This is a genomic window from Bradyrhizobium sp. GW821-FHT13H06 (assembly GCF_058803975.1).
The window spans coordinates 1,099,784-1,113,338 of sequence record NZ_JBXAPN010000002.1; the positions used below are offsets into that span (position 1 = coordinate 1,099,784).

At 64.5% G+C, this 13,555-nt stretch carries 15 protein-coding genes; 11 read left to right on the forward strand and 4 right to left on the reverse strand.

All coding sequences use genetic code 11. From position 1 onward, the window contains the following. Positions 1 to 250: 250 nt before the first annotated feature. From AC1RQP_RS12080 to AC1RQP_RS12120, 9 genes are all read left to right on the forward strand, one after another. On the forward strand, positions 251 to 1,267 hold the full coding sequence (locus tag AC1RQP_RS12080; RefSeq protein WP_492937063.1) for a TRAP transporter substrate-binding protein: 1,017 nt from the start codon (positions 251 to 253) through the stop codon (positions 1,265 to 1,267). A 273-nt stretch (positions 1,268 to 1,540) separates the two neighbouring features. Continuing rightward, the gene (locus tag AC1RQP_RS12085) at positions 1,541 to 2,050 is read left to right on the forward strand and encodes a TRAP transporter small permease (RefSeq protein WP_028180703.1); all 510 of its coding nucleotides are present in this window, start codon (positions 1,541 to 1,543) and stop codon (positions 2,048 to 2,050) included. A 2-nt stretch (positions 2,051 to 2,052) separates the two neighbouring features. Next, positions 2,053 to 3,372: a TRAP transporter large permease gene (locus AC1RQP_RS12090; protein ID WP_492937064.1), complete on the forward strand. Its 1,320-nt coding sequence runs from the start codon at positions 2,053 to 2,055 to the stop codon at positions 3,370 to 3,372. Between the two features lie 214 nt (positions 3,373 to 3,586). Then, positions 3,587 to 4,045 carry a DUF3237 domain-containing protein gene (locus AC1RQP_RS12095; protein ID WP_492937065.1) on the forward strand — a complete coding sequence of 153 codons (459 nt, stop codon included), beginning with the start codon at positions 3,587 to 3,589 and terminating at the stop codon, positions 4,043 to 4,045. A 253-nt stretch (positions 4,046 to 4,298) separates the two neighbouring features. Next, complete coding sequence (locus AC1RQP_RS12100) at positions 4,299 to 5,108, forward strand: crotonase/enoyl-CoA hydratase family protein (RefSeq protein ID WP_239627421.1); 810 nt, start codon at positions 4,299 to 4,301, stop codon at positions 5,106 to 5,108. Beyond that, complete coding sequence (locus tag AC1RQP_RS12105; RefSeq protein WP_492937066.1) at positions 5,105 to 6,988, forward strand: feruloyl-CoA synthase; 1,884 nt, start codon at positions 5,105 to 5,107, stop codon at positions 6,986 to 6,988. The genes AC1RQP_RS12100 and AC1RQP_RS12105 overlap by 4 nt, the downstream gene beginning before the upstream one ends. A 234-nt stretch (positions 6,989 to 7,222) precedes the next feature. Then, positions 7,223 to 7,984, forward strand: coding sequence for an SDR family NAD(P)-dependent oxidoreductase (locus tag AC1RQP_RS12110; protein ID WP_028180698.1), 762 nt, complete (start codon positions 7,223 to 7,225; stop codon positions 7,982 to 7,984). 183 nt (positions 7,985 to 8,167) lie between these two features. Next, complete coding sequence (locus AC1RQP_RS12115; RefSeq protein WP_061029942.1) at positions 8,168 to 8,587, forward strand: acyl-CoA thioesterase; 420 nt, start codon at positions 8,168 to 8,170, stop codon at positions 8,585 to 8,587. 91 nt (positions 8,588 to 8,678) lie between these two features. Continuing rightward, positions 8,679 to 9,830, forward strand: a complete 1,152-nt coding sequence (locus tag AC1RQP_RS12120) for an ABC transporter substrate-binding protein (RefSeq protein WP_061881040.1) — start codon at positions 8,679 to 8,681, stop codon at positions 9,828 to 9,830. A gap of 274 nt (positions 9,831 to 10,104) precedes the next feature. Here AC1RQP_RS12120 and AC1RQP_RS12125 read toward each other — a convergent pair whose 3' ends face one another. Then, positions 10,105 to 10,833: a glutathione S-transferase family protein gene (locus AC1RQP_RS12125; RefSeq protein ID WP_239627427.1), complete on the reverse strand. Its 729-nt coding sequence runs from the start codon at positions 10,831 to 10,833 to the stop codon at positions 10,105 to 10,107. Positions 10,834 to 10,871: 38 nt separating this feature from the next. Beyond that, positions 10,872 to 11,147: a hypothetical protein gene (locus tag AC1RQP_RS12130; RefSeq protein ID WP_492937067.1), complete on the reverse strand. Its 276-nt coding sequence runs from the start codon at positions 11,145 to 11,147 to the stop codon at positions 10,872 to 10,874. 128 nt (positions 11,148 to 11,275) lie between these two features. Between AC1RQP_RS12130 and AC1RQP_RS12135 the strand changes: the two genes are divergently transcribed. Beyond that, positions 11,276 to 11,974 (forward strand): helix-turn-helix transcriptional regulator, encoded by a 699-nt coding sequence (locus AC1RQP_RS12135; protein WP_061029950.1) that lies wholly within the window; start codon positions 11,276 to 11,278, stop codon positions 11,972 to 11,974. Between the two features lie 5 nt (positions 11,975 to 11,979). Further along, complete coding sequence (locus AC1RQP_RS12140) at positions 11,980 to 12,294, forward strand: YkgJ family cysteine cluster protein (protein WP_239627430.1); 315 nt, start codon at positions 11,980 to 11,982, stop codon at positions 12,292 to 12,294. Here AC1RQP_RS12140 and AC1RQP_RS12145 read toward each other — a convergent pair. Then, positions 12,291 to 12,689: a hypothetical protein gene (locus tag AC1RQP_RS12145; RefSeq protein WP_028180693.1), complete on the reverse strand. Its 399-nt coding sequence runs from the start codon at positions 12,687 to 12,689 to the stop codon at positions 12,291 to 12,293. The two genes, AC1RQP_RS12140 and AC1RQP_RS12145, sit on opposite strands and share 4 nt — an antisense overlap. A gap of 275 nt (positions 12,690 to 12,964) precedes the next feature. After that, positions 12,965 to 13,312, reverse strand: coding sequence for a DUF3307 domain-containing protein (locus tag AC1RQP_RS12150; protein WP_050995144.1), 348 nt, complete (start codon positions 13,310 to 13,312; stop codon positions 12,965 to 12,967). Positions 13,313 to 13,555: the final 243 nt, after the last annotated feature.

Below are 13,555 nucleotides of genomic sequence, written 5' to 3' on the forward strand. Positions count from 1 at the left end.
CGATCCTGTAGGCTTCCGTCGCGGGTCGCTTGTCGCGCCGCTCCGTGCAGGATAATTATATCATATAACGGTTGGGAAGAAGGGAGGGCGTTCGCCGCAGCGCGACAAATCCATGCAACATGGATGCTGTAGACGGCGAGGCGAAGTGCGCGCCAGTTTCCGGCTTGAACGCGCCGGCCAATTAGATAACATGTTAATTAACGAGACCGGGCCATCGAAGCCCGCCGTCAAAAACAGGGAGAGACGCGTGATGAGAAAAGCCTGTCTGGCGTTGCTGCTGGCAGCAAGCGTGAGCCCAGCGTTCGCGCAGGAGAAGACCTTCGATCTGAAGATCTCGCATTGGGTGCCGGCCTCGCATCCGCTGCAGAAATCGCTGGAGGACTGGGCCGCCGCGGTCGAGAAGGATTCCGGCGGCACCATCAAGGGCAAGGTGTTTCCGGCCCAGCAACTCGGCAAGGCCTTCGACCATTACGACATGGCGCGCGACGGCATCGCCGACGTCACCTATGTCAATCCCGGCTATCAGCCCGGCCGCTTCCCCATCATCGGCGCAGGCGAGCTGCCCTTCCTGATCTCGGACGCCAAGGGCGGCTCGATGGGGCTCGACGCCTGGTATCGCAAATATGCAGAGAAGGAGATGAAGGACGTCAAATACTGCCTCGCCTTCGTCCACTCGCCCTCCTCGTTCCACTCCAAGACCAAGAAGATCGTCAACCCCGAGGACGTGAAGGGCCTGAAGATCCGCCCCGCGCACGCCACCATGGCGAATTTCGTCACTTCGCTCGGCGGCACCAATGTGCAGTCCTCCGCGCCCGAAGTGCGCGACATCATCGAGCGCGGCGTCGCCGACGGCGTCACCTTCCCCTGGGGTTCCCTGGTGCTGTTCGGCATCGACAAGGTGACCAAATACGACATGGAGGCGCCGCTCTACACCACGACCTTCGTGTTCGTGATCAACAAGGACAAGTACAATGCCATGTCCGACAAGCAGAAGGCCGCGATCGACAAGAATTGCACGGTCGAAATGGCGGGCGCGGTCGGCGAGCACTGGGGCAAGTTCGAGGATGCCGGCATCGACAAGGTGAAGGCGGAATCCAATCACGAGGTCTACAAGCTGACGGCCGAGCAGACCGCCGCCTGGAAGAAGGCCGCCGAGCCGCTGGTCAAGACCTGGAGCGACAATGCCAAGAAGGCCGGCGCCGATCCCGATGCGGCGATCGCGGATCTGAAGGCATCGCTGAAGAAGTACAACGCGCTGGCGGAGTAGCCTTCGTCGAAGGAAACGCGGCGGCGAGGGGCATCTCGCCGCCGTTGCCCTGCAAGGTACCGTTAGCAGCGCACGACGCTTCGTCCCCCTCTCCCCGCTTGCGGGGAGAGGGTCGGGGTGAGGGGGAGTCTCCACGGGGACGGAGACAGCGGGACTCGCGGAGAGTCCCCCTCACCCGCCACGCTTCGCGTGTCGGCCTCTCCCCGCAAGCGGGGAGAGGCGAAGGGCTGCAGCCGGGTCGAGCACAAGAATGACATCACACAGGACACACCCATGAAGCGCTCCTGGATGGATCGCGTGATCGACTCGATCGAATGGATCGCGGCCGGCTTCGTCGGCATCGTCGCGCTCGACATCTTCCTGTCGGTGCTGCTGCGCAACACGCTGAACTATTCGATTCCCGACAGTTTCGACATCGGCCGCATGCTGCTCGGCATCCTCATCTTCTGGGGCATCGCGGCGACCTCCTATCGCGGCACTCACATCACGGTGGACCTGGTCTGGGGCAATGTCGGGCCGCGCTATCAGCGCTGGATCGACGTGTTCGCGACGCTGGTGCTGCTGTTCGTCGTCACCGTGCAGACCTGGACGCTGTTCGACAAGGTGCGCGGCACCTACAACGACAACGTCCAGACCTTCGACCTGCACATGCCGACATGGCCCTTCTTTCTCGTCGCCTGGATCGGCGACGTCTGCGCGGTGCTGCTGATCGCGATCCGCACCTACCGGCTGATCTTCCATCCCGAAGAGATGCACGACCCCAAGATCAAGGCGACGGAGTAATCATGAGCACCGATGCCGTCGCCGTTATCGGCTTCGTTTCCCTCTTCGTCCTGATGCTCCTGCGCGTGCCGGTCGGCATGGCCATGGGCCTCGTCGGTGTCACCGGCTTCTCCTATCTCGTCGGCGCCACGCCGGCGCTGAAGCTGGTCGGGCAGACCTCGATGCGCACGGTGACCGACTACACGTTCGGCGTCATTCCGATGTTCCTGCTGATGGGCTCCTTCGTCAGCAATTCCGGCATGAGCCGCGAGCTGTTCCGCGCCGCCAACGGCTTTGTCGGCCATTTGCGCGGCGGCCTCGGCATCGCGACCGTCGGCGCCTGCGGCGGCTTTGCCGCGATCTGCGGCTCCTCGGTCGCGACGGCCGCGACTTTCTCCGCCGTCGCCTATCCCGAGATGCGCCGGTTCGGCTATCCGCAATCCTTCGCCACCGGCGTGATCGCGGCCGGCGGCACGCTGGGCGCGATGCTGCCGCCGTCCACCGTACTCGCGGTCTACGGCATCATCACCGAGCAGGACATCGGAAAACTCTTCATCGCCGGCATCATCCCGGGCTTGCTCGCGATGACCATGTACATGATCACGATCTTCCTGATCGGCTATTTCCGCCCCGATTTCCTGCCCAAGGGCAAGGTGACACCGTGGCGCGAACGCTTCGCCGGATTGAAGGACATCTGGGCGCCGGTGCTGCTGTTCATATTCGTGATCGGCGGCCTCTATGGCCTGCCCTTCCTGCCGCGCTTCACGCCGACCGAGGCCGGCGGCGTCGGCGCCACCGGCGCCTTCATCATCGGCGTGCTGACCGGCCGCCTCGACCGCGAGAAGGTGCTGGCCTCGCTGCTCCAGGCCACGCGCACCGCGGCCGCCGTGTTTACCGTGCTGATCGGCGCGCTGATCTTCGGCTATTTCCTCACGGTGACGCAGACGCCGCAGAAGGTCACGGAATTCCTCACCGGTCTCGGCCTCGGACCCTACGGCGTGCTGGCGCTGATCATGGTAATGTATCTCGTGCTCGGCTGCCTGATGGACGCCATGGCGATGATCATCCTGACCGTGCCGATCATCTTTCCCGTGATCATGCATCTCGGCTTCGATCCGATCTGGTTCGGCATCATCATCGTGATGACCGTCGAGCTCGGCCTGATCCATCCGCCGGTCGGCATGAACGTCTTCGTCATAAAAAGCGTGGTGAAGGACGTGTCGTTCTCGACCATCTTCAAGGGCGTGATCCCGTTCGTGGCGACCGACCTCGTGCGCCTCGTGATCCTGATCGCCTTCCCGCTGCTGGCGACCTGGCTGCCGACGCGGATGATGGCGAATTGAGGCTGGACAGCCGCGGCGGCGATGGTGAGCCCCTCGCCCCGCTTGCGGGGAGAGGGTTGGGGTGAAGGGGAGTCTCCGCGAGAACGGTGAGAGTGAGACTCGCGGAGAGCCCCCTCACCCGGAATCCGCGCCTTCGGCGCGTATTCCGGCCTCTCCCCGCAAGCGGGGAGAGGCGAAGACATCGGCGCCTTCTGACAAATAGTTGGAGCAATCCATGGCCCCCACCCTCGAAACCAGATACGTCTTCACCGTCACCGCCCGCATCGGTGACGTCGTCACCGCCGGCGAGACGGGGATTGGCGTCCGGCGCATCATCCCGATCGTCGGCGGCGAGGTGACGGGCGCGATCACGGGCAAGGTGCTTCCCTTCGGCGCCGATTTCCAGACCATCCGCCCCAACGAGCTGATCGACCTCGAAGCCAAGTACGCCTTCGAGACCGACGACGGCGCCGTCGTCTATGTCGAGAACAAGGGCATGCGCTTCGGCCCGGTCGAGCTCCTGCAAAAGCTCAAGCGCGGCGAGCCGGTCGATCCCAAGCTGATCTATTTCCGCACCGTGCCGCGGTTCGAGACCGGGCACGACAAGTATCGCTGGCTGATGGAGCACATCTTTGTCGGCTCGGCCGCGCGCCATGCGGACCGCGTGGTGATCGACGTGCACCAGGTCATGTGAGGAAGGCTCTCACCGCGTCATTGCGAGCGCAGCGAAACAATCCAGAGTCCCTCCGCGGAAAGATTCTGGATTGCTTCGCTGCGCTCGCAATGACGGAGGATGTGGCAACAGCAGCATGTCAAATACTCCCCGAAGCCTCTGACCGCCGGGTCAGGCCCCCAGCAATCCAATCCCTGCCCCAGGGGGGTGATATCGTCCACCTTGACTCCCCCAGAATTCGTTATACAACATAACTATTCTGATAAGGACGCAAATGACACAGGGAAACGCCGAGACCGCCAACGCGGGCACCGCCGGGCTGTTGAAGATCGAGCGGGCGGACCGGGTTCTGACCGTGGGTCTGAACCGGCCGGCCAAGCGCAATGCGCTCAATGACGGCATCATCCTGGAAATCGGCGAGTGTTTTGCGTCCCTACCCGAGGACATCGGCGCGGTCGTGATCCATGGCATCGGCGACCATTTCTCCTCAGGCCTCGACCTCTCCGAACTGACCGAGCACGATGCGACCGGCGGCCTGCTCCATTCCCAGATGTGGCACAGGGTGTTCGACCGCATCCAGTACAGCCGCGTGCCCGTGATCGCGGCGCTCCGGGGTGCAGTGATCGGCGGCGGGCTGGAACTTGCCTGCGCGGCGCATATCCGCGTCGCGGAGCCCTCGACCTATTTCGCGCTGCCGGAGGGACAACGCGGCATCTTCGTCGGCGGCGGCGGCTCGGTGCGGCTGCCGCGGCTGATCGGCGTCGCCCGGATGATGGACATGATGCTGACCGGACGCGTCTATAGCGCGACCGAGGGCGCATCCTACGGCTTCGCGCAATATCTGACGGAAGCCGGCAACGGGCTCGGCAAGGCGCTGGAGCTTGCGACCAAGATCGCCTCCAACGCGCCGCTGACCAATTTCGCCGTGCTCCAGGCGCTGCCGATGATCGCGGAGGCCAATCCGCAGACGGGTCTCTTGATGGAATCGCTGATGGCCACCGTCGCGCAGAGCGACAAGGAGGCCAAGCGCCGGATCCGCGAGTTCCTCGAACACAAGACCGCGAAGGTAAAGCCGAAGTCATGAGCGCACAGCCGTCCTCTTCCAGCACGGAGCGCGGCGCGAGCACTTTCCCGCTGCGGCCGATCTCGTTCGGCGATCCCGCCGTCAACGTCGAGCGCCGCGACGACGGCACGATCTACCTCAGGCCGAAGCAGCCGCTCGGCGACTATCCCGTCCGCATCACCGAGCGCCTGCATCATTGGGCGAATACGACGCCGGACCGCGTCTTCATGGCCGAGCGCGAAGGCGGCCGCGGCTGGCGCAAGATCACCTATGCCGAGCTGCTCACCGCGAGCCGGCACATCGCCTCAGGCCTGATTGCGCGCGGATTGTCCGCAGAGCGCCCGGTCGTCATCCTGTCCGGCAATTCGATCGACCACGCCCTGCTCGCCTTCGGCGCGTTCTATGCGGGCGTTCCGTTCTGCCCGGTGTCGCCGGCCTATTCGCTGGTGTCGAAGGATTACGGCAAGCTGTCCTATCTGATGAAGCTGCTGACGCCCGGCCTCGTCTTCGCCGAGGATGCCGACAAGTTCGCCGACGCACTCACCGCCAATGTCTCGCTCGGCACCGAGATCGCCGCGTCCTATGGCCACGTGCCGGGCCGCGACGTCACCCTGCTCGCCGACCTCATGGCGACGCCGCTCCGCGGCGATCTCGACGACGTCCACGGCCGGATCGGCCCCGACACGATCGCAAAATTCCTGCTGACCTCGGGCTCGACCGGCAACCCCAAGGCAGTCATCAACACCCAGCGCATGATCTGCGCCAACCAGGTGATGCTGCGCGAGACGCTCGCTTTCCTCAAGGACGAGCCGCCCGTCATCATCGACTGGCTGCCCTGGAACCACACCTTCGGCGGCAACCACAACATCGGACTGACGCTCTACAACGGCGGCTCGATGTACCTGGACGCCGGCAAGCCGATGCCCGGCGGCATCGAGGAGACCGTGCGCAATCTCCAGGAGATTTCGCCCACGGTCTATTTCAACGTGCCGAAAGGCTATGAATCGCTGCTGCCGTATTTGCGCGACGACCAGGGCCTGCGCGCAAGGTTCTTCGACCGGTTGCACGCGATGTTCTTCTCGGGTGCGGCGCTGTCGCCCTTCGTCTGGGACAGCCTCGACGAGCTCGCGGTGAAGGAAAAAGGCTACCGCGTGCCGATGCTGACGGGCCTCGGCGCGACCGAGACTGCGCCGTTCTTCATGTCGGTCAATCCGCGTACCAGCCGCTCCGGCCATGTCGGCCTGCCGGTCTCGGGCAACGACGCCAAGCTGGTGCCGAACAACGGCAAGCTGGAGGTCCGCTGCAAGGGGCCGAACGTGATGCCCGGCTACTGGCGCCAGCCCGACATCACCGCGAAATCGTTCGACGAGGAAGGCTTCTACAAACTCGGCGATGCGCTCAAGCCGGCCGATCCCGACGATCTCAACGCCGGATTCGATTTCGACGGGCGCATCGGCGAAGACTTCAAGCTCGCCAGCGGCACCTGGGTCAGCGTTGGCCCCCTGCGTGCGCGCTTCGTTGCGGCCTGCGCACCGCTGGTGCGCGACGTCGTCATCGCCGGCATCAACCGCGACGAGATTTCCGCGCTGGTCGTGCTCGATCTCGACGGTTGCCGGCTGATCAACCCGACGCTGCCCACCGACGATCTCGTCGTCGCCACGCGCGACCGGCTGGTGCGCGAGGCGTTTCGCGAGCGCCTGACCCGTTTCCTCAGCCAAGCCACGGGCTCCTCGACACGGATCACGCGCGCGATCCTGATGGACACGCCGCTGTCGATCGACAAGGGCGAGGTCACCGACAAGGGCTCGATCAACCAGCGCGCGGTGCTGGAGCATCGCGGCGAGCTGATCGAGGAGCTCTACGCTGCCAATCCATCGAACCGTGTGATATCGGTCGGGTAACATGACAATCGGAATGAACCAGGCCGGATCTTCCTTCACCTCTCCCCGCTTGCGGGGAGAGGTCGAATTTGCGCAACGCGCAAATTCGGGTGAGGGGGGCTCTCCGCGAGTCTCACTCTCGCCGTCTCCGCGGAGAGTCCCCCTCACCCCAACCCTCTCCCCGCAAGCGGGGCGAGGGAGCGCATCGAGCGCTTGGATACGATCGCGTCTGAATTAGAATCGAAGGAGAATGCCATGTTGTTGAAGGATCAGGCAGCCATCGTGACCGGCGGCGCATCGGGGCTTGGCGCTGCCACTGCGCGAAAACTGGCGGCGCAGGGCGCGAAGGTCGCGGTGTTCGATCTCAATGCCAAGCTCGCGGAAACCGTCGCCGCCGAGATCAAGGGCGTCGCCGTGACCTGCGACGTCTCCGATGCCGCCTCCGCTGAAGCCGCGATCGCGCAGGCGACGAAGGCCCACGGCCCGGCCCGCGTGCTGGTCAATTGCGCCGGCATCGGCGTTGCCAAGCGCGTGGTCGGCCGCGACGGCCCGATGGCGCTCGCCGATTTCGACAAGGTGATCAAGGTCAACCTGATCGGCACCTTCAACATGCTGCGTCTTGCCGCGACCGAGATGTCCAAGCTCGAGCCGCAGGCGACCGGCGAGCGCGGCGTCATCATCAACACCGCCTCGGTCGCCGCCTATGACGGCCAGATCGGCCAGTCGGCCTATTCGGCATCCAAGGGCGGCATCGTCGGCATGACGCTGCCGATCGCGCGCGAGCTCGCGCAGTTCGGCGTCCGCGTGCTGACGATCGCGCCCGGCCTGTTCCTCACGCCGCTGCTCGCCAACCTGCCGCAGGAAGCCCAGGACTCGCTCGCCGCCGCGATCCCGTTCCCGCGCCGGCTCGGCAATGCCGACGAGTTCGCCGCGCTCGCGCTGCACATGGTCGAGAACGCCTACCTGAACGGCGAAGTGGTGCGCCTCGACGGCTCGCTGCGCATGGCGCCGAAATAAATCGATGAGCGGGATTACAACAGCGACCTCGACCTTACCTCTCCCATTGGGAGAGGTCGGCGCGCGGCGCCGGGTGAGGGGCCCTGCCCCATCGAGAGACCGTACTCCCTCACTAGAATTGCTGCGCAATTCGAACTCTCCCTCCGGGAGAGGTGTGTCACAGCGCTGGTGGATGCATAATTCATGTTCGTGAACCGGCGCGAGGTCCAGATCCAGTGGGGCGATTGCGACCCCGCCAACATCGTCTATTACCCGCGCTATTTCGCGATGTTCGACGATTCGACCTCGACCCTGTTCGAGGTTGCCGGCTTCTCCAAGCAGGACCTGGTCCGCAAGTATGGCCTGGTTGGCATTCCCATGGTCGACACGCGGGCCAAGTTCTACATCCCCTCGACCTATGGCGACTGGATCACCATTGAGACCAAAATCGAGAGCATCAAGCGCTCGAGCTTCGAGGTGAAGCACAACGTCTACAAGGGCGAGGCGCTGGCGATCGAGGGGTTCGAGACCCGCGTCCTGGTCGGCCGCGATCCCGTTAACCCCGACAAGCTGAAATCGGCACCGTTCCCGGCGGAAATGGTAGCCAAATTCACGGGGAGCTAGAGCCCGGAGCTAAATCGCCGCATCACCAAAAGAGGGGGCTGAATTACCCCCCGATTTCTGCTTTCAAAGAAACACGTCAAGGGAGGAATAGATGAAACGTTTTTATTTGACCGCTGCCATCACCGCGGCCGCGCTGGCGCTGCCGGCATTGCCTGCGCTGGCCCAGACCAGCGAAATCACCATCGGCATCACCACCACCACGACCGGCCCGGGCGCCGCGCTCGGCATTCCCGAGCGCAACGCGCTGGAATTCGTGCCGAAGGAGATCGGCGGCGTGCCGCTGAAGGTGATCGTGCTCGACGACGGCGGCGATCCCACCACCGCGACCACCAACGCCCGCCGCTTCGTGACCGAATCCAAGGCCGACATCATCATGGGCTCGGCGCTGACGCCGCCGACCATCGCGGTCTCCAACGTCGCCAACGAAGCCGGCATCCCGCATTTCGGTCTTGCGCCGTTCCCGATCACGCCCGAGCGCATGAAGTGGTCGGTCGCGATGCCGCAGCCGATTCCGATCGTGGGCAAGGTGCTGTACGATCACATGAAGTCCAAGGGCGTGAAGACGCTCGGCTACATCGGCTATTCCGATTCCTACGGCGACCTCTGGTTCAACGACCTCAAGGCCCAGGCCGTGCCGATGGGCATGACCATCGTCGACGAGGAGCGCTTTGCCCGTCCTGACACCTCGGTGACCGGACAGGTGCTGAAGCTGGTCGCCGCCAATCCGGACGCGATCCTGGTCGGCGCGTCCGGCACCGCAGCCGCGCTGCCGCAGACCGAGCTGCGCGAGCGCGGCTACAAGGGCCTGATCTACCAGACCCATGGTGCTGCCAGCATGGACTTCATCCGCATCGCCGGCAAAGCGGCGGAGGGCGTGCTGATGGCCTCCGGTCCCGTCATGGACCCCGAGGACCAGCCGGACACCGCGCTTACCAAGAAGCCGGGCCTCGCGCTGAACTCGGCCTATGAAGCCAAATATGGCCCGAACAGCCGCAGCCAGTTCGCCGGCCACTCCTACGACGCGTTCGAAATCCTCAAGCGCGTGATCCCGACGGCGCTGAAAACGGCGAAACCCGGCACGCCGGAATTCCGCGAAGCCATTCGCCAGGCGCTGCTGACGGAGAAGGAGCTGGCGGCGAGCCAGGGCGTCTACAACTTCACCGAAAAGGACCGCTACGGCCTCGACGAGCGCTCGCGCATCCTGCTCACGGTGAAGGACGGCAAGTACATGCTGGTGAAGTAGACGCTGCGAAAGATTTGAGACGACGAGAGCCGGCCCGATGGGCCGGCTCTTTTGGTTTTGCGTTCGAGAGTACGTGGAGGCCCCAGCGGGGATGAGCCCCCTCTCCCGCTTGCGGGAGAGGGTCGGGGAGAGGGTTCTTCCGCGTTGGGATTGACCGAGGCTTGCCGAGAAAGTCTCCCAGCCGAGAGAGCCCTCACCCGCCGCGCTCTGCGAGCGCGTCGACCTCTCCCGCAAGCGGGAGAGGTGCACCGTGCATGCGGAAACAATATCCGCCTCACGCCGCCTGCCGCAGCGGGGTCCAGGCGAACTCCGGATAGTAATTGTCCATCATGCGATCGACATAGGCGGTGAGGTTTGGAAAGCCCTCGGCGCGCTGACGCAGTCCGGACTCGAAGAACGGCGTCAGCATTCCGGCGAGCATGCCGAAGGCGGTGGCATCGACGCCGCAGGGCTTGCTGCCCATCAGGTACGCCTTGTCGCCGAGTTGCACCGACAGCGCGAACAGCGAGCGCACCGCGAGATCAACGTCGTCGTCCGGCGCATGGCGGCCGAGGCCGGAGAGCAGATAGTTCTCGGCGACCCGGAATTGCGCATCCTCGCGCAGCTTCTCGCGGTTGTGCTCCGGCGCGCCGTCGAAGAAATGCGCAGGCCCCTTGGCGAAATTGACCGGATCGACCCAGCGCGCGCCGACCAGCGCCCAATAGACGTGATGCTCGATCATGCGCTCGAAGGCCCAGGCCTGCGCGCGTTCCTGCAACGAAAGTCCGGCATCGAAATCGAAGCCGTAGCGGCGCTCGATATGGGCGCGGATGAAGGTGGAATCGGCCACCGCCTCGCCGCCGTCGTCGATGAAGGGCAGCTGACCCTTGGGGGACGCGGGCGGCATCGCCCGCTCCTTCCGGTAAGGCAGCGCTGCCATCTTGAGCTGCACTTCCGTCTTGGTGACGAAGGGGCTGATTTCCGGCAGGCCGAAGCCGGCGCCAAAGCCGTAAAGCGTGATCATGCGGGCTCTCCTGAACCTGTCGAACGAATTGACGGAACCTAGCGGCCGGCTGCTGCCACCATGGTGGCAGCAGCCGTGATATCTTCTGCGAAGCGGGCCCCTCGCCAGGCGCGGCCCATCACGTGGCGGACCAGCGCATCCGCGGCATGGACCAGCGACCGCGTCACGGCGGTCGCGAGCGCAAAGCGGAGGTCGACGACCGTGACATCAAGCGAAACGAGGCGGCTGAACGCCCAAGCCTGCCACGCCTGGACCTGGAAAGGCTGGCTCCGCCACAACGGGCCGGCCGGGCCGAAATGGGTTGGAATGATCATGGACAAATCCTCTTCAGTCGAAGTGTTGTCCCGGTATAGAACTCCCCTGCTGCCAACATCCTGTCAGCAGCCGCGCGCCGCCTTCTGAAAAAGACCACCGGGAAAAAAGCAGCGACAAGGGACCTGTCATGAGACGCGCTGACCGGCTGTTTCAAATCATCCAGGTGCTGAGGCGCACGCGTAAGCCGCTGACGGCGGACGCGATCGCGGCCGAGCTCGAGACCTCGAAGCGCACGATCTATCGCGACATCGCGACGCTGATCGGCCAGCGCGTGCCGATCCGCGGCGAAGCCGGCATGGGTTACATTCTGGAGAAAGGCTTTGACCTCCCGCCGCTCATGCTGACACCCGACGAGATCGAGGCGGCGGTGCTGGGCGCGCAATGGGTCGCGGGCCACGCCGACTCCACGCTGGCGCGCGCGGCCGAAGACTTGATGGCCAAGATCGCCGATACCGTGCCTGAGCGCCTGCGGCCTTTCGTGCTGGAGCCGGCGAGCCGGGCGCGGCCGAGCTGGAACAGGGAACCGGACCGCCTGGACATGGCGCGCACCCGCACCCAGATCCACGAAGGCAAGAAGATCATGCTACGCTATCGCGACGAGCAGGGTCGTCCCAGCGAGCGCGTGATCTGGCCGATTTCGGTCGGCTATCTCGAAGCAGTCCGGCTGCTGGCGGCCTGGTGCGAGCTGCGCGGCGACTTCCGCAGCTTCCGCACCGACCGCGTGGTCGAGGCGACCTATCTCGACGAGAAATATCCGGAGCGGCGCGACGTGCTGCGCGCAAGATGGCGGCAGAGCCTGGTCTGGGGTCCGCCAAAGGACACGTGAGGACGATGGAAGAGATCGACCTGTCGAGTTGTTGCCAGGGTTGCGGCGCCTGCTGCGGCTATTCGCAAAACTGGCCGCGCTTCTCGATCGAGAGCGACGAAGAGCTTGCCGCGATTCCCGGAACGCTGGTCAACGAGCGCCAGTCCGGCATGCGCTGCGAGGGTGATCGCTGCTCGGCCTTGCAGGGAGAGATCGGAAAGATGACGGCCTGCGGCATCTATGAAGTGCGGCCGGAAGTGTGCCGCACCTGCATGCCGGGCGACGCCGAATGCGCGATGGCGCGACGGAAGTTCGGGTTGCCGGTTATAGAGGCCGCTTAGGCGGGAACGGCTTCGCCGATTTCGTCGTCGAGCTCGTCATCGAGCGGTGCGAGCACCGAGAGCGGCTTGGTCGACAGCGTGATCGGCTTGCGCCCGCCCGACAGCGACGGCGAGGATTTCACCGCGCCTTCGCGCGACAGCGCGTAGAGCGTCGAGCCGACGCGGCCGCCGTTCTCGACCAGGTCGCGCTCGCTGCAGCTTGCTGCGATCGCGACCGCCAGCGAGTGCAAATGGCTGCGGCGGTAGCAGAACAGCGCCAGCCTGGCGCGCGCGTCAGGGGCAACACTCTCAACCAGCCTCGGCAGCCCACTCTCGCTGGCGCGATACATTTCGCCAAGGAGCTCGTCGCGGACCGGGCAGAAATCGCTTTCAAAGGTGTCGCGGCTTGAAAACATTGCAGTTCTCCCTCGTGTCAGGAAGATGCAGCGCAATTCTCTAACGAAAGGTTAACCACGCTGCCCGGTAGTCGCCCGGGGTGCTTGCGTGTGGGCCGCGAATTGGTGGGCGCGGGAGCGCAAATGCTCTCCCGGCGTCATGGCCGGGCTTGTCCCGGCCATCCGCGGAGAACCAAGCGGCACGAAGAACATGGATGCCCGGGACAAGCCCGGGCATGACGACCTTTCGTGATGCAAGCGATTGCTTCCAGCCAGAGGCCGCAGAAGGGCCGCCGTCAGTTCGCCGCCATGAAGATGGAGAGGCCGAAGCCGGTCAGGTGATGCAGCGCCTGGTCGACGCCGATCAGGGTCCAGAACCAGGGATGCGCAAGGTCGACGCCGAAATTGGCGGAGACGAACCCTTTGGCGCGGTCGATCGTGATGTGGATCGCGAAGTCGATCAGCGCCACGAACCAGAATCTCGGCGCCACGATCAGGATCAGCGGCAGCGCAACGGCAAGGTGGATCAGGCAGTGCACCAGAAGCGGCAGGGCCCAGCCATGCTTCTGATCCTTGCCGTGCGCCATCCAGGCGGTCTGGAGAACGAAATCGGCGATGATGTGCTTGAAGGTGAGCAGCAACATCCAGCCAATGAGCGCTTCAACCGGAATCGCCGATGACATGGGTGGAAACGACAAGCTGACGCCTCATTGACGTGACGGGAAGAATTGGAGCGTTCAGCGCAACTTCTTCTTGGACCGGTCAAATCGCCGGGACGCGATTTATGACATTTCCCGCGGCGGAATGCAGCCGGGGGAACCGGAAAATCGCCAACTGTGGCTAACCGGTGATAGGATGACCAATCGCCGCGGACGTGTCGCGTCCGG